General features: G+C 75.6%; 21 protein-coding genes. 15 read left to right on the top strand and 6 right to left on the bottom strand.

Annotation, left to right across the window (positions count from 1 at the left end; genetic code table 11):
- Positions 1-43: 43 nt before the first annotated feature.
- A complete protein-coding gene (locus ACIF6L_RS16495; RefSeq protein WP_396487618.1) occupies positions 44-652 on the top strand; it encodes a TetR/AcrR family transcriptional regulator in 609 nt (202 codons plus the stop codon).
- A 113-nt stretch (positions 653-765) separates the two neighbouring features.
- Positions 766-1,866 (top strand): M20 family metallopeptidase, encoded by a 1,101-nt coding sequence (locus tag ACIF6L_RS16490; protein WP_359837626.1) that lies wholly within the window; start codon positions 766-768, stop codon positions 1,864-1,866.
- Positions 1,867-1,993: 127 nt separating this feature from the next.
- Here the strand turns inward: ACIF6L_RS16490 and ACIF6L_RS16485 are convergent, their stop codons facing one another.
- Entirely contained in the window at positions 1,994-2,632 is a 639-nt protein-coding gene (locus tag ACIF6L_RS16485) for an NAD(P)H-binding protein (RefSeq protein ID WP_359837624.1), read from the bottom strand.
- A 78-nt stretch (positions 2,633-2,710) separates the two neighbouring features.
- Positions 2,711-3,694, bottom strand: a complete 984-nt coding sequence (locus ACIF6L_RS16480) for an EamA family transporter (RefSeq protein ID WP_396487615.1) — start codon at positions 3,692-3,694, stop codon at positions 2,711-2,713.
- Between the two features lie 98 nt (positions 3,695-3,792).
- Here ACIF6L_RS16480 and ACIF6L_RS16475 point away from each other — a divergent pair, with 98 nt between their 5' ends.
- Positions 3,793-4,290, top strand: coding sequence for a MarR family transcriptional regulator (locus tag ACIF6L_RS16475; protein ID WP_329491241.1), 498 nt, complete (start codon positions 3,793-3,795; stop codon positions 4,288-4,290).
- A gap of 98 nt (positions 4,291-4,388) precedes the next feature.
- Here ACIF6L_RS16475 and ACIF6L_RS16470 read toward each other — a convergent pair whose 3' ends face one another.
- On the bottom strand, positions 4,389-5,315 hold the full coding sequence (locus ACIF6L_RS16470; protein ID WP_396487613.1) for a methyltransferase domain-containing protein: 927 nt from the start codon (positions 5,313-5,315) through the stop codon (positions 4,389-4,391).
- Positions 5,316-5,344: 29 nt separating this feature from the next.
- On the opposite strand from ACIF6L_RS16470, the gene ACIF6L_RS16465 reads away from it, so the two are divergent.
- On the top strand, positions 5,345-6,838 hold the full coding sequence (locus ACIF6L_RS16465) for a PLP-dependent aminotransferase family protein (RefSeq protein WP_396487612.1): 1,494 nt from the start codon (positions 5,345-5,347) through the stop codon (positions 6,836-6,838).
- Positions 6,839-7,001: 163 nt separating this feature from the next.
- Positions 7,002-8,213, top strand: a complete 1,212-nt coding sequence (locus ACIF6L_RS16460) for a glycoside hydrolase family 3 N-terminal domain-containing protein (protein WP_396487610.1) — start codon at positions 7,002-7,004, stop codon at positions 8,211-8,213.
- A 22-nt stretch (positions 8,214-8,235) separates the two neighbouring features.
- On the opposite strand, the gene ACIF6L_RS16455 is transcribed toward ACIF6L_RS16460, so the two are convergent.
- Complete coding sequence (locus ACIF6L_RS16455; protein ID WP_359810035.1) at positions 8,236-8,952, bottom strand: polysaccharide deacetylase family protein; 717 nt, start codon at positions 8,950-8,952, stop codon at positions 8,236-8,238.
- Positions 8,953-9,249: 297 nt separating this feature from the next.
- Here ACIF6L_RS16455 and ACIF6L_RS16450 point away from each other — a divergent pair, with 297 nt between their 5' ends.
- The 3 genes from ACIF6L_RS16450 (at position 9,250) to ACIF6L_RS16440 (ending at position 10,530) form a co-directional block, all read left to right on the top strand.
- Positions 9,250-9,705: a hypothetical protein gene (locus ACIF6L_RS16450; protein ID WP_329491246.1), complete on the top strand. Its 456-nt coding sequence runs from the start codon at positions 9,250-9,252 to the stop codon at positions 9,703-9,705.
- A gap of 244 nt (positions 9,706-9,949) precedes the next feature.
- Positions 9,950-10,324 (top strand): ArsR/SmtB family transcription factor, encoded by a 375-nt coding sequence (locus ACIF6L_RS16445; RefSeq protein ID WP_396487607.1) that lies wholly within the window; start codon positions 9,950-9,952, stop codon positions 10,322-10,324.
- 74 nt (positions 10,325-10,398) lie between these two features.
- Positions 10,399-10,530 carry a DUF6126 family protein gene (locus tag ACIF6L_RS16440; protein WP_329491248.1) on the top strand — a complete coding sequence of 44 codons (132 nt, stop codon included), beginning with the start codon at positions 10,399-10,401 and terminating at the stop codon, positions 10,528-10,530.
- On the opposite strand, the gene ACIF6L_RS16435 is transcribed toward ACIF6L_RS16440, so the two are convergent.
- Positions 10,508-13,042: a cytochrome P450 gene (locus tag ACIF6L_RS16435; RefSeq protein ID WP_396487606.1), complete on the bottom strand. Its 2,535-nt coding sequence runs from the start codon at positions 13,040-13,042 to the stop codon at positions 10,508-10,510. The genes ACIF6L_RS16440 and ACIF6L_RS16435 overlap by 23 nt on opposite strands.
- A 436-nt stretch (positions 13,043-13,478) precedes the next feature.
- On the opposite strand from ACIF6L_RS16435, the gene ACIF6L_RS16430 reads away from it, so the two are divergent.
- The 3 genes from ACIF6L_RS16430 to ACIF6L_RS16420 all read left to right on the top strand — a co-directional run bounded on the left by ACIF6L_RS16430 (position 13,479) and on the right by ACIF6L_RS16420 (position 15,607).
- Positions 13,479-14,258 carry a sigma 54 modulation/S30EA ribosomal C-terminal domain-containing protein gene (locus ACIF6L_RS16430; RefSeq protein WP_396487604.1) on the top strand — a complete coding sequence of 260 codons (780 nt, stop codon included), beginning with the start codon at positions 13,479-13,481 and terminating at the stop codon, positions 14,256-14,258.
- Between the two features lie 241 nt (positions 14,259-14,499).
- Positions 14,500-14,922, top strand: coding sequence for a hypothetical protein (locus tag ACIF6L_RS16425; protein ID WP_329491251.1), 423 nt, complete (start codon positions 14,500-14,502; stop codon positions 14,920-14,922).
- Between the two features lie 118 nt (positions 14,923-15,040).
- Positions 15,041-15,607: an SMI1/KNR4 family protein gene (locus ACIF6L_RS16420; RefSeq protein ID WP_396487602.1), complete on the top strand. Its 567-nt coding sequence runs from the start codon at positions 15,041-15,043 to the stop codon at positions 15,605-15,607.
- Positions 15,608-15,930: 323 nt separating this feature from the next.
- Here the strand turns inward: ACIF6L_RS16420 and ACIF6L_RS16415 are convergent, their stop codons facing one another.
- On the bottom strand, positions 15,931-17,316 hold the full coding sequence (locus ACIF6L_RS16415) for an NAD(P)/FAD-dependent oxidoreductase (protein ID WP_396487600.1): 1,386 nt from the start codon (positions 17,314-17,316) through the stop codon (positions 15,931-15,933).
- 882 nt (positions 17,317-18,198) lie between these two features.
- Here ACIF6L_RS16415 and ACIF6L_RS16410 point away from each other — a divergent pair.
- The 4 genes from ACIF6L_RS16410 (at position 18,199) to ACIF6L_RS16395 (ending at position 23,130) form a co-directional block, all read left to right on the top strand.
- Positions 18,199-20,466 (top strand): RICIN domain-containing protein, encoded by a 2,268-nt coding sequence (locus ACIF6L_RS16410; protein ID WP_396487598.1) that lies wholly within the window; start codon positions 18,199-18,201, stop codon positions 20,464-20,466.
- 141 nt (positions 20,467-20,607) lie between these two features.
- Positions 20,608-21,318, top strand: coding sequence for a hypothetical protein (locus ACIF6L_RS16405; protein WP_396487596.1), 711 nt, complete (start codon positions 20,608-20,610; stop codon positions 21,316-21,318).
- Between the two features lie 112 nt (positions 21,319-21,430).
- Positions 21,431-22,447, top strand: coding sequence for a UDP-glucose 4-epimerase GalE (galE, locus tag ACIF6L_RS16400; protein ID WP_396487594.1), 1,017 nt, complete (start codon positions 21,431-21,433; stop codon positions 22,445-22,447).
- A 371-nt stretch (positions 22,448-22,818) separates the two neighbouring features.
- Positions 22,819-23,130 carry a hypothetical protein gene (locus tag ACIF6L_RS16395; RefSeq protein WP_396487593.1) on the top strand — a complete coding sequence of 104 codons (312 nt, stop codon included), beginning with the start codon at positions 22,819-22,821 and terminating at the stop codon, positions 23,128-23,130.
- The last annotated feature ends 999 nt before the right edge of the window (positions 23,131-24,129 follow it).

Below are 24,129 nucleotides of genomic sequence, written 5' to 3'. Positions count from 1 at the left end.
CACCCGTCGCAGCGGAAGTAAACGCCGCCGTATACTCGCCCCCATGACTGCGGCACCGGAGACGGAAGTGCACGTACCTGCGCGGCCGGGGCGGGGTGCGCGGGAGCGCATCCTGGCCGCCGCCACCCGGCTGTTCGCGGACCAGGGGATCACCGCGACCGGCATGGAGCAGATCGCGGAAGCGGCGCCGGTGTCCAAGCGCACCCTCTACGCCCACTTCCGGACCAAGAGCGACCTCGTGATCGCCTACCTGCGGGCGCTCGCCGGGTCGGGGAACACGCTGGAGAGCGTGCTCACCCGTGAGGATCTCGACCCCCGGGAGCGGATCCTTCGGCTGTTCGACCCACCCGCCGCGGCGGCGGCCCCGGTTCGGGGGTGCCCGTTCATCGGTGCCGCGGCGGAGTTCCCCGACCCCCTGAGCCCGATCCACGCCTACGCCCGGGAACGGAAACTGCTGATGGCCCATCTGGTCACCACGCTCGTGGCGGAGCTGGGGTGCGCCGAGCCCGCCGCGCTCGCCGAGCAGTTGGTGACCCTCGCGGACGGCGCGGCCAGTCGCGCCATGGTGTTGAACGAGGCGGACTACGGCCGGCACGCGCGCGCGGCTGCGGAGACCCTCCTCGCCCACGCCCTCACGCCTCCCCTCCGCTGATCGCGCCCGGACACGTTCCCCGGGCGCGGCGGGCGGGTCGACGGGTCGGGCTCGGGGGCCTTCGGGGCGGGACGGCGGTTCGAGGGGCGGGCGGGTTCAGTAGCGTGGCGGGCATGACTACGCACAAGGCCGCACCGGTGAACGTCGACGAGATGCTCAAGGATCTCAGGACACTCGTCGAGGTCGAGTCCCCGTCACGTGACCTCGACGCGCTGAAGGCCTCGGCCGAGGCCGTGGCGGGTGTGGTCGAGAGCCGTCTCGGCGGGCGCGCGGTGCTGGTCGGGACCGACGCCGGGCCGCACGTCCACTGGTCGGGCGGCGGCGAGCCCAAGGTCCTGATCCTCGGCCACCACGACACGGTGTTCCCGTTGGGCACCCTCCGGCGCCGCCCGTTCACAGTCGAGGGCGGGCACGCGACCGGTCCCGGGGTCTTCGACATGCTCGGCGGCCTGGTCCAGGCCGTGCACGGGCTGGCGGCCCTCGACGACCTGTCGGGCGTGGAGATCCTGGTGACCGCCGACGAGGAGGTCGGCTCGGGCTCGTCCCGGGCCCTCATCGAGGAACGTGCGCGGGCCTGCGGCGCCGTGCTGGTCTTCGAGGGGGCGGCCGACGGCGGGGCGCTGAAGACCGGCCGCAAGGGCTGCGGCACGTTCGAGGTCTCCGTCGTGGGCCGGGCCTCGCACGCGGGCCTCGAACCCGAGGCGGGCGTCAACGCCCTGGTCGAGGCGGCGCACCAGGTGCTCGACATCGCGGCGCTCGGCCGGCCGGAGGTCGGCACGACCGTGGTCCCGACCGTGGCCTCGGCGGGCACCCTGGACAACGTCGTGCCGGCCGGGGCGACCGTCACCGTCGACGTCCGGGTCGAGTCGGCCGGGGAGAAGGAGCGGATCGAGGCCGCCTTCGCGGCGCTCACCCCGCATCTCGACGGGGCGCGGATCACGGTGCGGGGGAGCGTCGGCAGGCCGCCGATGCCCGCGTCGGCGTCGGCCGAACTCTTCGCGCTGGCGGAGCGGTTGCTGCCCGGTGTCGGGAGCATGAGGGTCGGCGGTGGGAGCGACGGCAACTTCACGGCCGCCCTGGGGATCCCGACACTCGACGGACTCGGAGCGGTCGGCGGGGGTGCCCACGCGGACCACGAGTACCTGGAGGTCGCGTCGATGGCCGAGCGGGCGGATCTCGTCGCCGGTCTGGTGACGGCGATCCGGAACGCGTAGGACGCTCCCGCGGCCGGCCCCGCCACCGACCCGCCCCCGCGGCCGGCCCCGCCGCCGGCCCGCCCGCGACGTGCGGGTGCCCGGTGCCGAGGGCACCGGGCACTCCCGGGGGCGGTGACGGCGGGGCTCAGTAGGCGACGGTGAAGCGGGTGCGGTGGTGGACCGGCCGAGCGGCTTCGTCGAGGAGGGCGACGGCGAGGTCCTCCATGGAGATCGCCGAGACACCGGCCTCGTCGACCAGCAGCTCGTCGCGCCCGAGGCGGTAGTGGCCGGTGCGCCGGCCCGGTTCGAGCAGCGCGGCGGGGCTGAGGTAGGCCCAGTCGACCTCGGTCTCGGCCCGGTAGAGGGCGAGCTGCTCGCCGCAGGCGAGGGCGATGGGGAGCCAGGCGGCCGGGAAGTCGGGGTCGTCGATGACGGTGGCGCCGTCGCCGCCGGGCAGGGTCAGGCTGCCCGCGCCGCCGACCACGAGCAGGCGGACGTCCGTCCCGGCCAGGCCGGCCAGCAGGCCCTTGGTGGCGAGCGCCAGGTCGGGCTCGCTGCCGGGGGCGGGGCGGGTGGCGCTGATCACCACGGACCGGCCGGCGGCGAGACGGGCGACGTCCTCCGGGTTGCGGGCGTCGCCGGTGGCGATCTCGGCGGCGGCCGGCAGCGCGTGCGGCCGGGACGGGTCGCGGAGGACGGCGGTGACCTCGTGGCCCCGGGCGAGGGCCTCGGTCACCACCCGGCTGCCGACGTTGCCGGTCGCGCCGAAGACGGTGATGCGCATGGGATGGCTCCGGTTCTCTGGTGGTGCGGGTGAGGGGTGGTGTGGGTGAGGGGTTCCGCGGGAGTGCCTGACGACGGTTCAGGCGCGTACGGCGGCGGACTCGTTCGCGGGCCGCTCGCCGTCCCGCGCGGGTTCCGGGTCGGCCGGGTCAGCGGGGTCGGTCGGGCCGGTCGGGTGGGCCGGGTCGGCCGGGGCCGCGGCGGCGCGGGGCCGCTGGGTCTGGGCGGCGACCAGCGAACCGAGCACGATCACCGCGCCGAGCCCCTGGACGGGGGTGAGGTTCTGTCCGAGGACGAGCCAGCCGAGGGCGGTGGCGACCACCGGGCTGAGCAGTCCCAGGAAGGTGACCGAGGTGGCGGGCAGCGCCCGGATGCCGCGGAGCCAGAGCGCGTACGACAGGGCCGCGCCGATCAGGCCGAGGTAGCCGTAGCCGAGCAGGTTGTCGCCGGTGAGGTGGGAGGGCGGGGCGCCCTCGACGACGAGGGCGACGGGCAGCAGCAGCAGTCCGCCCGCGGTGAGCTGCCAGCCGGTGGTGGCGAGCAGTGGTGCCGGTGAGGTCCAGCGCTTGGAGAGGACGACGCCGGTGGCCATCACGACCGCGCCGCCGAGCGCGGCCGCGACTCCGAGGGCGTCGAGCTGGGCGCCGGCGCGCAGGACCAGCAGGCTGACGCCGGCGATCCCGGCGATGCCGGAGAGGAGGGTGCGCAGTGAGAGCCGGTCACCGAGCAGACCGGCCGAGAGCCCGGCGGCGATCAGCGGCTGGACGGCGCCGACGGTGGCCGCGACCCCGCCCGGCAGTCGGTAGGCGGCGATGAAGAGCAGGGCGAAGAACGCGCCGATGTTGAGCGCGCCCAGGACCAGTGAGCGCCACCACCAGCTGCCCTTCGGGAGCCGGCGGGTGAGGGCGATGAGCAGCAGCCCGGCGGGCAGGGCGCGGATCACCCCGGCGAGCAGCGGGCGGCCGGGCGGGAGCAGTTCGGTGGTGACGAGGTAGGTCGAACCCCAGATGGCGGGGGCCAGCGCGGTCAGCAGGACGATTCCGAGTCGTCGGTTCCTTAGCACTAAGCCAATGTATCTCAGCGCTAAGGCATCTCGGGCCGGCGCCGGCCGTTCGGTCGTGTGAGGTATCTCACCGCTAAGGCATCGTTTAGGCTGGGGGCGTGGCAGATCATGTGGACCGGCTGGTCAAGCAGTGGGGCGCCGAGCGTCCCGACCTCGACGTCTCCCCGATGGAGGTGATCGGCCGGCTGAAACGGCTCACCTACCTGGTGGAGGCCGAGCTCAAGCGGAACTTCGCCACCCACGGTCTGGACGCCCCCTCCTTCGACGTCCTCGCCACCCTGCGCCGCAGCGGCCCGCCCTACCGCCTCACCCCGACCGGCCTGATGCGGACCGCGATGGTCACCTCCGGTGCCATCAGCCAGCGGCTCGACCGCCTGGAGGCCCGCGGTCTGGTCACCCGCACCCCCAGCGGCTCCGACGGGCGGAGCCGGGACGTCGAACTGACCCCCGAGGGCCGCGCCCTGGTCGACCGGGCGCTCCCGGACCACCTGGTCACCGAACGGCGGCTGCTGGCCGGCCTGGACGAGCGGCAGACCGAGGCGCTGATCGACGCCCTGCGCACCCTCCTCGCCTCCCTCGGGGACAGCCCGGAGTAGCACAACCGAGGCCGGGGCGGGACCGGGACCGGGGTGGGACCGGGACCGGGGTGGGACCGGGGCGCCACCGGCCCCGGCCGGCAACGGCAGCCGGACGGTCAGGGGTTGACCGCCACCGCCTTGAAGAAGGTGTAGTGGAACGTCCCGCCCTCCTCCGCCGTGCGCCGCAGGTCGGCGATGCCGCGGTCGAACGCGGCCGCGGTGCTGAGCCCCGCGGCGAGGGCGTCGGCGCGCACGGACTCGACCATCGCGACGAAGGTCCGCCGGGTGAACCCCTCCACCAGCGCCGGCCGGCTGTCGTCCACCGAGACGGTGAGCGGGCGGACGGTGATGTCCCGGAAGCCCGCGGCCGCCAGGACGGGGTGCAGCCGGCGGCCGAGGAGCGCGTCGCCGCCCGCGTCGGCCTGGAGCCGGACCAGGTGGCCCACGGTCGCCCGGGCGGCGGCGCTGTCCGGGTGGAAGAACGTCGACCCGTGGTCCCCCTCGATCACCGTGACGGTGCCGCCGGGACGCAGCACCCGCCGCAGCGCGGTCAGCGCGGCCGACGGATCCGCCAGGTGCTCCAGCACGAAGCAGACGAAGAGGTGGTCGAACGAGTCGTCCGGAAAGGGCAGTTCGTGCAGGTCCCCGTGGTGCCAGGTCACCTGCGCGCCGGGCGCCTGCGCCGCCACCCGGGCGCGGGCCTGGGCGAGCGAGTCGGCCGAGATGTCGGCGGCCGTCAGCTCCGCGCCCGGGCTGGACGCCAGCAGGTGCACGGTCTGCGCCCCGACGCCGCAGCCCGCCTCCAGGACCCGGCTGCCCGCCGGGTAGGCCGTACCGGCGTGCAGCAGTTCGGCGAGGGTGTCGGCCTGGTCGCCCAGCCGCAGCGCCTCGGTGGGCGAGTAGCCGTGGACGTAGGAGTGCTCGCCGGCCTGTTCACCGCCCCGCTCGTGGGCGTGTGCGTGGGGCTGGCGGTCGTCGTGCGGGAGCGGGGTGCTCGCCGGTCCGGCGGTGGGGGCTGCTGTGTCCGTCGTCTCCGTGGTCATGACCCCACCCTGGCCCGCACAATGGCCCGGTGAACAGGTCCAAAGTGACGCCCGCCCAGGGGTCCATAACCGCCGGTGCGGACTTCCTCCAGCTCGACGCCGCCGACGCGCCGCCCGGCGGCCTCGGCGACTGGCTGGCCCACCGCCTGCGCGAGGCGATCTCGGACGGCCGGCTCCCGGCGGGCAGCCGCGTGCCCGCGACCCGGGTGCTGGCAGCGGAGCTGCGGATCTCCCGGGGGGTCGTCACCGACGCGTACCGGCGCCTCACCGAGGAGGGCCGGCTCGCCGGTCGGGGGCGCGGCGGCACGGTCGTCCTCGCCGCGGCCGTCTCCGTACCACCGCCGCCGTTCGTGACCCCGGTGCCGGCCGCGCCGGAGCCCGCCCTGTTCGCGGCCGACCCCGTCCCCGCCAGCTTCGACGCGCTGCGGGCCGCGCCCGCCCGGATCGACCTCTCGCCCGGCGTGCCCGACCTCGCCGCCTTCCCCCGGGCCGCCTGGCTCCGGGCCGAACGCGCCGTCCTCGACGCGCTCCCCGCCCACGAGTTCGGCTACGGCGACCCGCGGGGCAGCGCAGCGCTGCGCCGGGCCGTCGCCCGCTGGCTGGCCCGCAACCGCGGCATCGGCGCCGACCCCGACGAGGTGCTGATCGTCGCGGGCGCCGCCCAGGCCCTCGCCCTGCTCGGCCAGGTCTTCGGCCGGGCGGGCATCAGCGAGGTCGCCGTCGAGGACCCGGGCTCGCTCGGCACCCGCCAGCACCTCGGCCACTGGCTCCGCGCCACCCCGCCCGTCCCGGTCGACGCGGAGGGCATCCGGGTCGACGCACTGCGCGCCACCGGCGCCCCGGCCGTGCTGCTCACCCCCGCCCACCAGTTCCCGACCGGCGTGGTGCTCGGTGGCCGGCGCCGCCGCGAACTGCTGCACTGGGCCGGCGAGGGCGGTCTGGTGATCGAGGACGACTACGACGCCGAGCACCGGTACGACCGGCCGCCGGTGCCCGCCCTGCGCGCGGTCCTCCCCGAGCAGGTCTGCTACATGGGGAGCGTCTCCAAGCTGCTCGCCCCCGCGCTGCGGACGGGGTGGCTGCTCGTCCCGCCCCGCTACCGCGAGGCCGCCCTCGCGGCCAAGCGCTTCGCCGACCTCGGCAATCCCGTGCTGCCCCAGCTGGTGCTGGCCCGGCTGATGGACTCCGGCGAGCTGGAGCGGCACCTGCGCCTGCTGCGGCCCCGGCACCGGCGCCGCCGGGACGCGATGATCGCCGCGATCGGCGCGCACCTGCCGGGGGCCGTCGTGCACGGCGCCGCGGCCGGGCTGCACCTGATGGTCACCTTCCCGGCCGGGCTCGGCTGCGGTGACGCCGAACTCGCCACCGCGGCGCTCGCGCACGGCGTCAAGGTGCAGCCGCTCTCCTGGCACGCCCGGCTGCCGCACCCGCCCGGGCTCGTCCTCGGTTACGCGGCGGGCACGCCGGGCGGGATCGAGGAGGGCATCGCCGTCCTGGGCCGGCTGCTGCGCGGGCCGGGGTGACGGGCCGTGGAGGCGCCCGGGGCCGGGGGAGGGCGGGTGCCGTCCGCCGTGCCGGTCGGCCGCCACCCCGGTAGCGTGGCGGACCGGGCGGGCACCTCGCCCGGTCCGCTCGAACCCGTCCGCCCGTACCCGTCCGCACTCGTCCCAGTCCCGGGGAGGCCCGATGCCGTCGCTGCCGCGGACCGCCGGTGTCGTGCTCCCGGCGCTGCTGCTGACCGCGGCGGCCCTGGTGCCGGCCTGTTCGGCGCAGGGAGGGCAGCGACCGCCGTCCGCGGCGGAGAGGACCTCGTCGATGGCCACCGGTCCGGATGCCGCGTCGCCCACCACCGCGGGCTCCCCCTTGCCCACCGACCGGACCGCCGGTCTGGACTCCCGGCAGCTCGCCGGCCGGCGGATCGTCTACTCCTACCCCGGCCCGACGCCGTCGCCCACCGTGCTCCGGGCGATCCGCGAGGGCCGGGCGGCCGGTGTCATCCTGTTCGGCGAGAACGTCACCTCGCCGGAGCAACTCAAGGCAGCTGTCGGCGAGTTGCGGCAGGCCGCGGCCGAGGCGCCGGACCCCCGCCCGCTCCTGCTGCTGACCGACCAGGAGGGCGGTCAGGTGCGCCGCCTGCCCGGCGCGCCCGTACTCTCCGCGCGCCGCACCGGGGCGTCGGCCGATCCCGTCGGCGAGGCCGCCCGATCGGGAGCCGGGGCGGCCCGCACGGTCGCGGACGCCGGCCTGAACGTCAACCTCGCCCCCGTCCTCGACGTCTACGACGCCCCGGACAACTTCATCGACCACCGCGAGCGCTCCTACGGCCAGGACCCGGCCTTCGTGGCCCGGCTGGGGAGCGCCTTCCTCACCGCCCAGCAGGACCTCGGCGTCGCCGCCACCGCCAAGCACTTCCCCGGCCTCGGCTCCGCCCCCGGGGGCCTGGACACCGACGAGGGCCCCGTCACCCTGCCCGTCCCCCTCGCCGACCTCCGGGCCCGGGGCGAGGAGCCGTACCGGGCCGCCATCGCCGCCGGGGTCCGGCTGGTGATGACCTCCTGGGCGGTCTACCCCGCCCTCGACCCCGACCGTCCGGCGGGTTTCTCCCCGGCCGTGGTCCAGGGCGAACTCCGCGACCGGCTGGGCTTCCGGGGCGTCACCGTCACCGACGCCCTGGAGGCCGGGGCCCTCGCCCCCTACGGCGACACCGGCGCCCGCGCCCTGGCCTCCGCCGGGGCGGGCATGGACCTGTTGCTCTGCTCCGCCCGCGACGCCGGCCAGGGCGAGGCCGCCGCGACCGCCCTCGCGACCGCCCTCGACGCGGGCGGCCTGGACCGGACGGCCTTCCTGGAGTCCGTCCGGCGGATCGACGCCCTCCGGGACTCGGTCGGCGGGAGCTGAGCGGGAGCCGGGGGAGGGCGGCTCAGCCGTCCAGGAGGGTGCGCAGGTCCAGGATGCGGTAGCCGCGGTCGCGGACGGCGTCGATGATCAGGGGGAGCGCCTCGGCGTCCAGACAGCGCCGCTCGGCGCTCGCGTCGGACGCGCCGACGTGGAGTTGGAGGATGGCGCCGGGGGCGAGGGCGGCGAGGGCGCGGTCGACGGCCCTGGCGGTGGTCATGCCGCCGGCGGTGCCGAGGTAGCCGTTGGTGTCGGTGGTGAACTCGAGGTCGGCGAAGCCGAGCGCGTTGACGTCGGCGATCCGCTGCGGCGTCGTCTCGCTGTAGGGGAAGCGGAAGAACGGCAGGGGGTCCGTCCCGGCGGCCTTGCGGATCGCCGTGTCGGCGCGCAGCACCTCGGCCCCGGCCTGCCGGGCGTCGAGCTCGGTGAACAGCGGGTGGCTGTACGAGTGGTTGCCGAGCCCGTGCCCGGCGGCCGCCATCGCGCGGACCGCGTCCGGGTGCCGCTCGGCGTACTGGCCGGTGGGGAAGAAGGTGGCCGGCGCCCCGCGCTCCCGCAGGGTGCTCAGCACGGTGTCCAGACCGGTCTCGTCCCAGGCGGCGTTGAAGGTCAGGGCCAGGACGCGATCCCCGGTGGGGAGCAGGCGCACCTCCGCACCCATCAGCGGTGCGGGCACCGGCCGGGCGGCGACGAGGGCGAGGGCGGCGAGCACGGCGGCGAAGGTCGTGCGGAAGGGCTTCACGCCTGCCCAACGCGTCCGGACCGGGCGGGGCACGCGGCGCACGGCCGACCGGGTGTCCCGTGCGCCCGGACCCCGGGCGGCTCGGTCGGTCTCGGTCGGTCTCGGTCGGTCTCGGTCGGGACGGGCGGGACGGGCGGGGCGGCGGTGATCGCGCCATCGAAGGTCGATTTCTGGTCTGTTCAGGTTTTCCGGGGTGGATCACCACTCAGGTGTTCGAATCCCATGCCAGGGTTGAGGCATGGCACATGTGAAATGTCACATGTGAATGAGTCGATGTTTCAGAAGACGGAGAATCCGATGAACCGAATTGCTCTGCTCGCCGCCGGGGTCGCCGGGGCGGCGACCCTGCTGGCCGTTCCGGCGCAGGCCGGTGCCGCCACCACGACCGCCACCGGCACCGTCACCACCTGCGGTGCCTCCGGGCTGCAGGCCGGCCTGGCGACCAAGGTGTGCGTCGAGGTGACCGGTGACCAGGTCCAGCTGTACGGACAGGTCTCGCTGGCCGGTCCGCCGACCCCGGGCGGTCCCGCCCCGCAGACCAAGGAGCTGCTGACCACGCTGTCCGGTGAGGTCGTGGGCGGTGCCTCGCTCGGCTCGTCGAACGGGCGCACGCTGTTCACTGCCAGCACGGTGCAGGTCCGTGGCGTCGGCGGCACGGTGCCCTGCGGGTCCACCGTCCACGGCAGCTTCGGCGTGGCGTCCTTCCCGTGGAACCCGGCTCCGGTGACCGTGGATGTGGTGGTGGCCTGCTAGGCGACGCGTGCGTGGCGGCCGGGCCTGGGGGTGGTGCGAACCCCCGGGCCCGGCCACCGCGTTTCCCGGGGGCGCCCCGGGCTCGGCCCGGCGCGCCCCCGGGGTGCTCGGGCTCCGGATGATGATGACTTGAAGAAATCTTCATCTGCCAGGATGATGCTTCCCGGTCGTGGCGGCCGGGGCACGGCCCCGCCGGCGCGGGCGTGCACACCGGCACCACCGAGCAGCAGGGAGCGAGCGGACGATGGCGGTCCCGCTGTACCAGGCCAAGGCGGAGTTCTTCCGCACCCTCGGGCACCCCGTCCGGATCCGAGTCCTGGAGCTGCTCCAGGACGGGCCGCGGCCGGTGCGCGAACTGCTGGCCGAGATCGGGATCGAGCCGTCCAACCTCTCCCAGCAGCTCGCCGTGCTGCGCCGCACCCGGCTGGTCACGGCCACCCGTGAGGGCAACACCGTGGTGTACGCGCTGAGCACGCCGGACGTCGCCGAACTCCTGCGGGCCGCCCGGCGGATCCTCACCGACCTGATCACCGACCAGGGCGCGCTGCTCACGGAGCTCCGGGAGCCGGACGCCGCCGGGGCGCCGGGCCCCCGCGCCGAGCGAGTGACGAGCGGATGACGGCCGTCCGGCCCGACGCCGCCGCCCGGCCGTCCGATCGCGCACCCGGCCCCCGACCGAAGGAGAACCCGGCCATGGCCAGCGGCACCAGCGACGAGAAGAGCAGGCGCAGGGCGATGCTGATCCGCGCGGGCATCTACATCTTCGCCACCCACCTGTTCGCCGGGTTCGTGCTCCTGCTGTTCACCCTCGGCGACCGTCACTGAGGTAGCGGCGACTGGTGCTGGTCCACGCGTAGACGCCGTCGACCAACTCCCGGCTGCCGTCGAGGTACCAGTGCCCGGCGGGGTGGCGGCGCCGCAGCCGGCGGCGCAGCGTCCGGCTCTCCTCGCGCAGCCGCGCGATCCGGGCGCGCACCGACAGCTCCGCCCGGCGGCGGGTGCAGCCGCGGACCCGCTGCAGGGTCAGCACGGTGTTGAAGGCGGCGGCCGGCTGGCGCTCCTCCCGCTCCAGCGAGTAGAGGTCGTTGATCAGCGTCGCGGCGTCGGCCGTGTGGGCGCGCAGCCGGTGCAGTTCGGGATCGGCGTGCAGCCCGGCGGGCGCGTCGGCGCCGTGGACGCGCTCCAGTATGTTCATGAACGGGTAGAGGCAGCTGGCGTGGCGGCGCAGCCGCATCGTCTCGGGGAGGCCGGGGGAGGTGCCCCGCGACCGGTGCACCGCCTCGGCGATGAAGGTGTCCAGGCAGGACCGCCACTCGGTGGCGCCGCGCGCGCGCCAGGCCGGTGACATGCCCTCGTTCTGCCGCAGCCACAGCTCCCGCCAGGCGCCCAGGAGCCGGTCGTCGCCGGGGGCCGGTCCGGCGGGCGCGGTCGCGCGGTCGGGGCCGGTGAGGACGGCGAGCAGCGGATCGACGAGGGCGCGGGCCCGGTCGGGGTGGCGGCCGGGGGCACCGTCGAAGCGGTCGTCGAGGATGGTGAACCAGCCCAGGACGTCGACGAGCAGGTCGAGTTCGGCGCCGCGGGCCCGGGGGTAGGCGTGGCCGATCAGCTCGGGGAGCGCGTAGGCCTGGTAGCGCGGCAGGTCGGCCGGGGTGAGCAGGCCGTGGCCGACCACCCAGTCGGCGTGCCGGGCGGTGGAGGCGCGCAGTTCGGCGGGCCGGCGCGGGCCTCCGGGGGCGGGCGGCCGGGCGGCGGGGTAGGCGGGCGGAGCCGGCCGGGGGCCGAGCGCGGCCCGGGCGGCGACCGCGGCGGGGCGGGCCGGCACCTCGTGCGGCGCCCGGCCGTCGGGCTGGCCGGCCGGTCGGTCCGGGGTGGCGGCGGTGCGCGGGGCGAGGCGGACGCGCAGGTCCTGGGCCTGGACGGTCGTCCAGACCACCTCGCGGGCCCGGGATCCCGCCACCGCCGTCGGCCGCCAGCGGCGCAGGATCGCGGCGGTGGCCACGGTCAGCTCCGCCCAGGCGAACGCCTCGCCGATGCACTTGTGCTTGCCCGCGCCGAACGGCAGGAACGCCTGCCGCCCGGCGGTCGCGGCCGCGCCGCCCTCGCGCCAGCGGCCGGGGTGGAAGCGCAGCGGCTCCGGATAGAGGTGCGGGTCGCGGTGCAGCGCGGTGAGGCTGTACAGCAGCTCGGTGCCGGCCGGGATCCGGTACGGGCCGAGCTCGACCGGCACGGTCGCCGTCCGCATCAGGAAGGCGTTCGGCGCGTGCAGCCGGACCACCTCCTGGGTGACGCTGCGGGTGTAGCCGAGCCGGGCGAGCGCCTCGGGGGTCGGGACGGTGCCCGCCGGGAGGTGTTCGTCCAGCTCGGCCAGCACGCGGGCCTCCACCGCGGGGTGGCGCAGCAGTTCGTCGAGCAGCCAGGTGAGCGTGGTGGAGACGGTCTCGGTGCCCGCGCCGAACATGGTGATCGCCTCCGACCGGACGTCGGCCTCGGTGAGCGGCCGGCCGGTGGCGGGGTCGGTGGCCGCGCGCAGCAGCGCGGGGAGGGTGCGGTCCGCCGGGCCGGAGGGCCGCCCGCCGCCCGCGGAACCGCCGAACGGGCAGCCGCCCGCCGGCGTGCCGCCGGGCCGGGCACTGCCGTCGACGGCCTGGTCGACGACCTGGTTCAGCACCCGGACGGCGGCGTCGAACCGCCGGTTGACCGGCAGCGGCAGCCGGGCGAACGCCGGGTGCGGGTACAGCGACTGGACGATCTGGCCCTTCACCAGGTCGGGCAGCGCCCGGTGGAAGGCGAGCGTGGCGTCCTCGCTCAGCCGGGCGTCGAACAGCGTGCTGGTGACGATCTCCAGCGCGAGGTGGTTCATCTCCTTCGCGACGTCGAGGACCTGGCCCTCCCGCCAGCTCCCGGCCCGCTCCTCGGCGACCCGGTGCATCACCGCGAGGTACTCGGCCGTCCGCTCCGGGCCGAAGGCGGGCTGGACGGTCCGGCGGCGGTCGCGGTGCGCCTGGCCCTCGGACATCAGCAGGCCGTCGCCGAACGCCGTCCTGAGGGTGTCCTGGACGGCGCCGCGCGGGCAGTCGTACGCGAGCGCGACCAGAAGGGTGTGGACCAGGCCGGCGTCGGTGACGACGCAGACGGTGCGCGGGCCGAGCCGGATCCGCACCACGCCGCCGTGGCGGGCGAGCGAGCCGAGGAAGCCGAGCGGGTCGCGCAGCAGGGCGGGGGCGTGGCCGAGGCCGGGCAGCGCGCCCGGCGCGAGCGGGGGAGGGGCCGCGGGGGTTCTCCGTGGGGTGCTTCTGGGGGGAACGGTCGATCTCCGGGTCTCAGTCGTCAGGACCATGACATTACCTCTCACCAGATGAACCGTCGCGGCGGCACCGCCGGTGTCGTCGCCGCGACCGGGGGCGGGAATCGGGGGCTCCGCGGAGCGGACCCCGCGCGCACCACTGCCAGAGGGCGCACGACATGGGAAACGCGCCGGTCCGGCGGGCGTTGCGCCGTACTCCGGTGGATCACCCCATCGGTGGAGCGCGCGGCGTGCGGCCCGCGAGCGGCGCCCCGGCTGCCGGGGGCACGGCGGAGGCGCGTGACGGGGACCCCCGGAGGCACGTGCGGCCCGGCCGGTGCGGTCCGGTGCGGTCCGGTGCGGTCCGGTGCGGTCCGGTGCGGCCGGGCCCGGGCCGGGTGGTCCCGGGCTGCCGCACAGACCAGGTCTTTCGGCCCTCGGCGGGAGGGCCCCGGGCGGTCCAGCATGGTCCCGGACCGAGGAGGACCTGATGACCCGTCTGCACCACCCGCCGGCCCCCGACCTGCGGGTGGAGATCCGCGGCGAACTGCCGCGCGCGGATGCCGAGTACGCGCGGGCGCGGGCACTGGGGCTGGGCACGGCCCTCGGGCCGGGCGCGCACGCCGTCCGGATCCGGCTCACCCGGCTGCGCCACCGCTCGCTCACCCGGCCGGTCGTGGCGCAGGCCGCGGTCGAGCTGGACGGTGTCGGCCGGGTCCGGGTGCAACTGGCCGCCGCGACCGGGACCGAGGCGGTGGACGTCGCGCTCGGCACGCTGGCCGGGCGCGCCACGCGGCTGCGCGAGCAGGGGGAGATCGGACTGGCCGCGGTGTACGAGAGCGCCTACCGGCCGCAGTACGCGCCGCGCCCGCTGGCCGAACGGCAGCTCGTCCGGCGGAAATCGGTCACGCCGGCCCGCTGCACCCCCGACGAGGCCGCCCGCGCGATGCTGGCCCTGGACCACCGCTTCCACCTCTTCGTCGACGCGCTCACCGGCCAGGACGCCGTCGTCCACCGCGGTGCGGTGAGCGGCGGCCTCCGGGTGGTGCGCGCCCACGCCGGCGCGCGCGCCGGCGGCTCCGGGCTCCTCACGACCGAAAGCCCGCGTCCCGCGCCCACGTCGGACCTGGCCGAGGCGGCCCGCCGGCTCTGGCTCACCGGTCGGCCGTTCGTCTTCCACACCGATCCCGGCGATGCGCGGGGCCGGGTGCTCTACCGCCGCTACGACGGCCACTACGGCTTGATCACGGCGGTAGCGCGGCCCTGCTGAGGGGCAGGTATCGGACGGCACCGGTCGCCCGGGACGACCCCGGCCGGTCCGGTACCGCAGGACGCAGGACGCAGAAGACAAGGCGCAGGACGCAGGACGAACGAGGCGAGACGCAGGACGCCGGACGAACGAGGCAAAGCGCAGCACGCGGGACGCGGCACGGCACCGCCCCGAACGAGTGGCGAGCAGACGAGCACCCGACCGACCGGCACACCCCTAGCGCAAGACGGGAACTGGGACCATGGACTGCGAAGAAGTCATGCTGACCGTCCGGATCTCCGCGGCCGAGCGGGCCCTGCTGCGCGCACTGGCCCGCGGCCACCGCGGTGACGTGTCGGAGGTCGCGGTGGACGGCCTGCTGGACGTCATCCCCGCCCTGCACGACGACGCGGGCGTGCCGGGGCTGTTGCGCGTTCTCGCCCGGCCCGCGCCCTGCGCCGTCACCCTCTGGCTGCCCCTGCCGGTCGCGGACCTGCTCCCGCTGGTCGGTGAGCGGGTCACCCGGGCCGCCGGGCTGCCGGTCGGCCCCGCCAGTGCGGCGCTGGCGGCCGGGCTGCGGCTCTGGTTGGCGGGTGACCCGGATCGCCTGGCGGCCTCCCTCGCCGCCATGCACGCGCAGGGTGTCCACTCCTACGGCGTGGGACACCTGGGCGTCGCGGCCTGAGCAGCCCTGAGCAGCCCCGAGCAGCCCTGAGCAGCCCCGAGCCACCGTGAGCTGCCCTGAGCCCGTGCCCTTCGTGCGGGGGCCGCGGTTGTCGTACCCCTCTGGTACCCCTGACGGCATGACGGAACACGCCTCGGCCGCCGACCTCGCTCTGCTGCGCGCCGCGTTCGGTGCCGACCGGGCCGGGTCGGCCGTGCGGACACCACCACTCGGCCGCGGCGGGGTGCGCGCCTTCGAGGCCGAGCACGGCATCGTGCTGCCCGAGCCGTACCGGACGTTCGTGGCCGAGATCTGTGACGGCTTTTCGGACGGCCCGCCGCACCACGGGCTGATACCGGCCGCCGCGCTCCCGGCCGACTGGGGCGCCGGCCGTCCCGGGCAGGTCCTCGCCGAGCCGTTCCCGCTGTCGGCCACCTGGCTGTGGGACGACGATCCACGGCCCGAGGAGGAGGTCGAGGCGCTCCTGGAGCGGGTCTTCCACCACGGCTCGATCGTGCTGGGCACCGACGGCTGCGGGATGTACTGGCACCTGGTGGTCTCCGGCCCCCGGCGCGGCGAGATCTGGCTGATCACGGGTGAGGGCGCCGTCCCCTACCGCGCCCCGGACGGCGGGTCGGCGGGGGAGCCGGGCTTCGCGGGCTGGGTCGCGCGCTGGGCGGCGGGCCTGCCGTGGTGGTCGGAGTGACAGCAGGGGCCGGGCGGGCCTGCAGGGGCGGTCCGAATGGCATGTCCTGGGCGGGAAGTTGGCTGGTCGGAGTTCTGGTCACGGCGCCGGCTCAGGTCTAGCATTCCGGTCACGGCAGCCGTGGTCCGGGCATTCGGACCAGCCGGCCGGGTGGCTCCGCCACCTCATGCCGGGGAGCGCGTACCCCCCGAGCGCGCTTCCCGGCGCCGCCGGCCGACCGTCGGCGGGGCCGTCGGCGACCGGAGCCGGGCGGTCGGTACGGGCCGGTCAGAACAGGTCGGTCGGTACGGTCCGGTCAGAACAGGTCGGTCAGTACGGTCGGGTCAGTACGGTCCGGTCAGTTCGGCCACCCGCGGGAACCGGGCGATCGCCTCGCCGAGGGTCGGTGGGACGGTCCGGCGGGGCCGCAGCGTGGCGAGGGCCACCGCGGGCGAGGTCAGCCGGCCGGCGGGGGCGGCGAGCGAGAAGACGTCGAAGTAGGCCGCCGAGACGGCCGGGTCGGTGAGGGCGGCGCGCAGCAGCCGCTCGGTGTACCAGCGGCCGAGTCGCGCGGTCGGCCGCTGGGCGGGAGGTTCGTTCGACCGTGCGCCGGGGAAGTCCCGGTCCTGCTCCTGGGCCATCTTCCACGGGGTGTCGACGGCGCGGGCGATCCGTCGCTGCACGGTGGCGCTGACGTGCGGGTGGAGCCCTTCGGCGTCGAGGGTGGTCCGGATGGCGACGGCGCACTGCGCGGCGACGGCCATGCCGTGGCCGTAGACCGGGTTGAGGGCGGCCAGCGCGTCGCCCGTCGCGGCGAACCCCGCGGGTGTCCCGCTCTCGTAGCAGCGGCGGCGGTTCAGCGTGCCGCGACACGTGCGGATCGGGCCGACGGGGCGGGCGGCGCGGGCCAGGTCGTGCACGACCGGGTGGGTGAGACCCTTGAGGAAGGTGTGGAACTCGGCCTCGGTGCGGGTGGGTTCGCCGGCCCGAGTGCCGGAGAGGGTGATGATCCAGCGGTCGTTCTCGATGGGGACGACGGTGGCGCCGCGCCCGGGTGTCCGCCGGCCGGGGACGGGGACGATGCTGACGACGGGGAAGCCCTGGTTGCCGCGCGGCGCGTCGAACAGGCGGGCGGCATAGGCGAGTCCGGCATCCACGGTGACCTCCCGCGGACCTGTCGAGCCGAGTGCGCGCAGCCAGCGCGGGGCCTGGGAGCGGCGGCCGGTCGCGTCCACGACCAGGTCGGCCGGGAGGGTCTCGCGCGATCCGTCCGGGTTCCGCACCAGCGCCCCGCGGACCTGGGCCGCGTCGCCGGTCAGGCCGAGGACGGAGGTGCCCTCGCGGATCGTGACGGCGGCCCGGCCGCGCAGCCGCTGCCGGACGATGTGGTCGAGCAGGTGCCGGCTGCAGGCGATCAGATAGGCGGTCGACTCGAAGGCCTGGAGCCAGCCCGGGCCGAGGCGCATCAGCATGCCGGAGGGCATCGGCCGGCGGTGTGCTCCGGCGGCCAGCAGCGCGTCGACGGTTCCCGGCAGCAGCGCGTCAAGGGCATCGGCTCCGCCACCGAGCAGGATGTGGCTGAAGTCGCCCTGCGGTAACCCCCGGCGCGGGTACGGCCCGTCGGGGAGGGTGTCCTGCTCGACGACGGTGACGCGGCGGGCGTGCGGTTCGAGGGCCGCGGCGGCCAGGAGCCCGGCGAGTCCGCCGCCGAGCACGACGGCGGTGCTCACCGCGCTCCGGCGGAGCGGTCGGACGCGCGGTGGTCGAACAAGCGGTGGGTGGGCGTGCGGTGGGCGGACGTGCGGTGGGCGGTGAGACGCTCGGAGCCGGGGTGCGCCGAGCCGCGGTCGGCCGTCGGGGGTGGGGCGTCCGGCGGGTCGTGCGGGAGTGGCACCAGGTGCCCGACGGGCGGCCGGGGGATCATCGAGGAGCCTCCGTGCGGTAGCGGACGGCGGGGCCGCCCAGTGGACGAGGGCGCGGACGAACGGGTTCCGCTCGTGTACGAACTCCGCTTCGGGGGAGCCGACTTCGCGAAGCGGCGAGGGGTGTGCCGGCGGGGTGGGGCGCCCGGGCAGCCCGTGGCGGTGGCACCGGTGACGGCCGGACGGGCGTGCGCCCCGACCCCCCGGCCGGAGCCCGGCGAACCCGGCTCCATGCCCCCACCCCCGCTCTTCGATCGCCGGTCCCCGGCTGCCGGTCACCGGACTCCGGCGGTCACCGGTCATCGGCCACCGGTCGGTCGACCGAGGAAGCCCATTCTGGCCAGCGGCCGCAACTGTTCAAAGGACAACCTTCGTTCTTCCCTCGCACGGGTGACCACGGCCCGGGTGAACGGCGGTCACGCGGGCGACCGGACCGGTCGGGCGGGGCCGTCCGGGAGCCGGTGCGGTGCGGGCCGAGCGGCCCGACCACCGGCCCGCGCCGAGGGGTTCGCCGCGTGCTCGGTGGGCCCGTTCGCGCGCCGGTTCGAAGCCATCCGCAGATCTGCGCGAGTTTCGAAAGGAGGTTTCTGTTATCCGGCCCGGTCGGCCGTGATCTCCCTGGTGTCGGACGGTCCGGCCGCCGCGAGCAGCGGCAGGCGGACCGTCACACCGAGGAGAGGAGACGAACACATGGGAGACCGGAGCAGCGAGCGCCGGAGTACCGAGCGGCGTCGCCGCCGGAGCGGCAGGCCGGGGCGCCGGACGGCGCTCCTGGCCGCAGCCGTGGTGGCCGGGCTGGTCGCGGGCGCACTGGGGATCCAGACCGCGTTCGAGCCGGCCGCGGACCGCAGCGTGTCGGTGGCGGCCGACGCCGCGGCCGACCGGGCGGCGGGTGGCATGGCCGGAGTGGTCGCCGACGGCGACCCGGGGGAGACCGGCACCGCGGAGGGGGCCACCCAGGCGCCCGCTCCGCAGCGGGAGAAGAAGGCCGCCCCACTGCAGGAGATACCCAAGGACCAGCCGGAGCGCGGTCTCGTCTACGCCGGTCTGGCCCTGCCGAGCGGCGACCGGTGCGCCGGCTCGCTGGAGGTCTCGGGCGGGCAGCTCTGCAGCCACGGGCCGGACGCGCCGCCCAAGGACGTGGACATCCGCAAGGACATCCCGCCGGTGGCCGCCGCGGCCGACCGGGCGCCGGTGCTCACCCCGGCCCCGGACGCCCAACCGCCGGCCGCCGCTGACCTGTTGAAGGGTGCGGCGCCCGTCCTGGACGCCGGGCAGAAGGCCCTGCTGGGTGACGCCGCCGCCGGAGCGCCCGCGCCCCAGCAGGCCGCGGCCGCCGCCGGCTCCGCGCTCGTCTGCGAGGGCGACGGCAGCACCGGCAACCGGGTCCAGGCGGTGTACGTCCACGCCCCCGGCAACGACCGGTTCGCCCAGTACCTGGCCTCGTTCAAGAAGTGGGCCGCGGACGTCGACGTCATCTACAACGCCAGCGCCCAGGAGACCGGCGGCGTGCGGCACGTCCGCTTCGTCACCGAACCCGACTGCACCGCCTCGGTGCTGAACGTGCAGATCTCGGACTCCGAGATCAAGGACTTCAACGCGAGCAACCGCGCGCTCGCGGCGCAGGGCTTCAACCGCAAGGACCGCAAGTACATGATGTTCACCGATGCCAAGGTCTACTGCGGCATCGGCACCTTCGCGGGCGACGAGCGCCCCGGGCAGGACAACCTGAGCAACTTCGGCCCGTCGTACGGCCGGACCGACTCCGGCTGCTGGGGCGGCTCCACGGCGGCGCACGAACTCGGCCACAACCTGGGTGCGGTGAGCAACAGCGCACCCAACTCCAGCAAGGGCGGCCACTGCGTCGACGAGTGGGACCTGATGTGCTACTCGGACACCCCGTACTACCCGGCGATGAAGACGGTCTGCCCGGACAACGCCAGTGACAACCGGCTCGACTGCCACCACGACGACTACTACAACACCGCTCCCGCGCCGGGCAGTTACCTGGCCACGCACTGGAACGTCGCCAACAACCGGTTCCTGATCCCCGGGGGCGGCACCGGCCCGAACCCCAACCCGAGCCCCACCGCCACCCCGACGGCCACGCCGACCCGGACCACCACGCCGAGCCCGACCGGCACGCCGACCAAGACGCCGGCGCCGACCCCGACCGGGAGCCCGACGGCGACCACCACCCCGTCGCCCACCGGTACGCCGACCCGGACCGCCTCGCCCACGCCGACCCCGACCGCCTCGCCCACCGGTGGCAACGCCCCTGATGTGACGGCCAGTCAGCTCACCCAGAACTCGGTCATGCTGAGCTGGACGGCCGCGCCGGCCGCCGCCGGGTACGACGTCCTGCTGAACGGCCAGACCATCGGCACCGTCCGCTCCACCGTCGTCGGTGTCGTCGGGCTGGCGCCCAACACCTCGTACACCGTCGCCGTCGCCGTCCGCGACAGCGCGGGCAGCGTCTCCAAGCCCGGTCGCGCCGCCACCTTCCGCACCCTCGCCGACGCCGGCCAGCCGCAGCCGGGCACCCGCTACACGATGGTCAACGGGCTGACCGGTCAGGCCGCCGACCTCTGGGGCAGCTCGCTCAACGACGGCACGGTGGCCATCGCCTACCAGCGCACCGGCTACGCCAACCAGAAGTGGAGCTTCGAGGACGCCGGTTCGGGCACCGTGCGGATCAAGTCGGCGCGTTCCGACAAGTGCCTCCAGCTGGGCGGCACCCCGGTGGCCGGCCAGTACCTCGCGCAGCAGCCCTGCTCCGACTCCGGCGCGCAGAAGTGGCGGCTCACCCAGTCGGGCGGTGGGGTCACCCTGACGGCCGAGGGTTCGACCCTCGTCCTCGGTGTCAGCAGCCGCTGGTACTACGGCGGTTGGCTGCTGGAGCTGCAGAAGCCCAACGGCCAGGCCTACCAGTCCTGGACGCTCCAGAAGACCAGCTGACGGCGGCCCCGCCGAGGACCGTCCGACGGCGGGTCGCCCCGCCGTGCCCGTTCCCCCGCCCGTCCCGATGACCCCGGGTGCGGCCGCCACCGCTCGACAGCGGTGGCGGCCGCACCCGGCCACCCCCGAGGATGCCCCACCATGCGCACCCGAACGTTCGCCACCGCCCTCGCCCTCGCGGGGGCGGTCGTTCTCGCACCCGCCGCACTGCCCGCCGCCGCCCACGGCGACACCGTCCACCTGGAGGTCACCGGGCAGGACAGCGGACACGTCACCACCGTGGCCACCTGGGAGAACGACCACGACCCGGTCACCGAGGAGTTCGCCGGGTCGCTCGCCGCGACCTCCGCCGACGGCCGCTCGGCCGGGCCCTGGCGTCTGGTCGCCGTGCCCGGGCACCCCGGCTCCTACACCACCCGGGAGATGCTGCCGGCCGGCCACTGGCGGATCACGGTGGACTGTGCGTTCCCCTCGCTCGGGCACGGCGAGCGGGAGCTCGACATCGAACCGGCGGTCATCTCCGACCCGCCCCTGCCGACCCCCACCGGGACGTCCGGCGCGCAGCCCACCACCGCCGGGCCCACGGTGGGGCCCACCGTCGTGCCCACGCCCACGCTCACGTCCGGAGCCACGCCCGCACCGACCCCTCCGGCGGGGTCCCCCTCCGCCGGACCGACGGCCGGACCGACGACCGGCCCGACCGCCGGGCAGACCGTGCCCCCTGCGCAGGACACCGCCGCCGGGAGCGACGGTTCGTCCACGGCGGTCCGGCTGGCCGTCGGCACCGCCGTGGCCGCCGTCGTCCTGGCCGCCACCGGCTTCGCGCTCCGCCGCCGGGCCCGCCGGCGCTGACTCCCGGTCGAAGGATCCGCAGGTCAGCGGAACCGGCGGGCCCGAACCCACCGTCCCCCCTCTCAACCGGACGCCGCCACGGCGTCCGACGGGAGCAAGGGAGCGTCCGCGTATGAAGAAGGTCCTGATCACCGGTGGCGCGGGATACATCGGCAGCACCGTCGCGTCCGCACTGCTCGACCAGGGCATCACGCCGGTCGTGCTCGACGACCTCTCCACCGGCCGACCGGAGTTCGTCGAGGGCCGGGTGTTCTACCGGGGCGACATCGCCGACGCGGACCTCCTGGACCGCGTCTTCGCCGAGCACCCCGACATCGGCGCAACCCTGCACTGCGCGGCCCGGATCGTGGTGCCGGAGTCGGTCGCCAAGCCGCTGTTCTACTACCGGGAGAACGTCGCCAAGACCGTCGAGCTGCTGGAGGGCCTCCAGCGCAACGGCTGTACCCGGGTCGTCTTCAGCAGCTCCGGCTCCATCTACGCGCCCACCCCGGACGCCCGGGTCGACGAGAGCTGCCCCGTCGCCGCCGGCAGCCCGTACGCGCGGACCAAGCAGATGATGGAGCTGGTCCTCCAGGACTGGACCCGGGGCGAGGGCGCCGAGGACCTCCGGGTCGTCGCGCTGCGCTACTTCAACCCGGTCGGCGCCGACCCGCGGCTGCGCACCGGGCTGCAGGACCTCCGGCCGACCCACGCCCTCGGCAAGCTGATCGAGGCCCATGCCGACGGCGTGCCGTTCACCGTCACCGGCGCGGACTGGGCGACCCGGGACGGCTCCGGCATCCGGGACTACATCCACGTGCAGGACGTCGCCGAGGCCCACGTCGCCGCCCTCACCCGGTTCGACGAGGTGATCAAGCCCGCGGCCGAGGACCGCTACCGGGTGATCAACATCGGCACCGGCGAGGGCACCACCGTCCGCGAGCTGATCGCGGCCTTCGAGGCCGCCGTCGGCGCCGAGGTCGAGGTCCGGGAGGCGGACCCCCGGCCCGGCGACGTGATCGGCTGCTACGCCGCCGTCGACACCGCCCGCGAACTCCTCGGCTGGACCGCGCGGCGCACCATCGCCGAGGCCGTCGCCGACGCCCTCGCCTGGCGCGCCAAGTGGACGGCGCACCTCGCCTCCGCCTGACGGGCTCCGTCCCGGCCCGCGCAAGCCCCGCCCGGCGCCGGACGGGGCTTGCGCGGGCCGGAACCGCCGCACCCGCCCACCGCGTCCTCCGGCGACGGCGAAGGCGAAGGCGAAGGCGAGAACCGGGCCGACGGCCGCCCGGGCGAGCCACCGGGCAACCCGCCGGCCGCGCCGGACCGTGGGGAGCGGAGTGGAGTACCCGGTGGGAGAGCGGGTGGCCGGAATCAGCTGGTGGACGTGGACGTGGACGTGGAAACGCGCAGGGTGCTGATCGGACTCTGCGGGGCGGTCCTGCTGCTTCCGGTGGCGCTGGTCGCGATCCGGCTCGGCGGCTGGGACGACGGCACGACGGCACCCCGCCGGCGCTCCCGATGGTGCTCCTGCCCTACGCGGCGGTCGCCGGCCTGGTGGTGCCGGGTGTGCTGCTCGCCCTGCGCCCGTGGTGGGCGGCGGCCCTGGCCGGGCTGCCCGCCACCGGTCTGACGAACTCCCACGCCGAACTCGGCCGGGGCGGTTCGCCCGCCCGGCCGGAGGACAATGCGGACTTCCCGCACCTACCGCCGGTGATCCAGATCGGCCATGTCCTCCGTGGTGAAGGTTTGACCGTCGTGGCGGTGTCCGGGCACCGCGTGCCGGGTACGGATCACCGTGCGGTGGTGGCCGAACTCGCCGTGACGGGCTGAACGTCGAGCGGTCGGTACGGCCTGCGCCACGCCGGTCATCGGCATGGCTCGGACCGGCCGGCCGCCCTTTGTGCACACGGAGAGCGACATGCCACAGGCGTCACTCCGGTCACAGAAATGATCACGATCATCACCCGATCGTGTTCGACATGACGTAGAGTCTGAATCGGCATGGACAGGCCAGGGGGCGCGTCCGAGTGCGTCTTCCGGCGGGGGCCGGGGGGCGACGGCCCGCGGTGCGGGCGGGGACGGGTCTTTCCGGCATGTCGCACAGCGGGCGAGGCTGCGGGCCGAGGGGGTGGATGCTGCGTGCGGATCGAGTCGGTGGTCGTGGTGGGTCGCGACGTGTCTGAACAGCTGCGGCGGCGAGACGATCTGTTCCACGATGTGGCCAGCCCTTTCCAAGGCCCCGGTGTTCTGGGCATGCTCGTGGGGGGCCTCCGGGGGGGCGCCGCCTTCGCCGGTCACGGCGACCGGGGTCGCTGTCGCAGCCCGGGGCACCGGCCGACGGAACATCAGGGTGCCTGCGGCGAAAGCCCCTTACAGATCGGACGGTGTTCGCTGCCCTACCGTTCGCGGATGACCGACGACCCGGTCATCGCGCATTCCTCTCCCCGTCTCCTCCCGCCGGCCCCGTCCGGTGGTCGGGCGGCTGTTCAGAGCCCCGTCGACATTGTGGTCGCACCCGGCACCTCGTGACCGGAGCGGGCTCTTCCGGCTCATCGGCTGCGCGCCGCCGCGCGTTCGGCGGCCGACGCACCGTCGCGCAGTGGTCAATCTCACGTCAGCGCCCCAGGCGGCCCCGGCAGGTCTTCCTGGAGTCGAACGACGGCTCTGTGGAAGGGGGTTGCCGAATGTTGTCCAGACGTTCCGGCGCTCCGGAACCGGCCCTTCCGTCCTGCGGACCGGGCCCGGCCCGCCGGTCGACGGGCTCGGGACACGGGGGCCCGACCATGCGTCGCGGACCGCCGGGCCGCCGCTCGTCCGCGACCGACCAGG

The sequence above is a fragment of the Kitasatospora sp. NPDC086009 genome, assembly GCF_044540385.1.
Lineage (GTDB): Bacteria > Actinomycetota > Actinomycetes > Streptomycetales > Streptomycetaceae > Kitasatospora.
The sequence above is the reverse complement of the archived record's forward strand: the minus strand, read 5'-3'. Positions and strand labels throughout refer to the sequence as shown.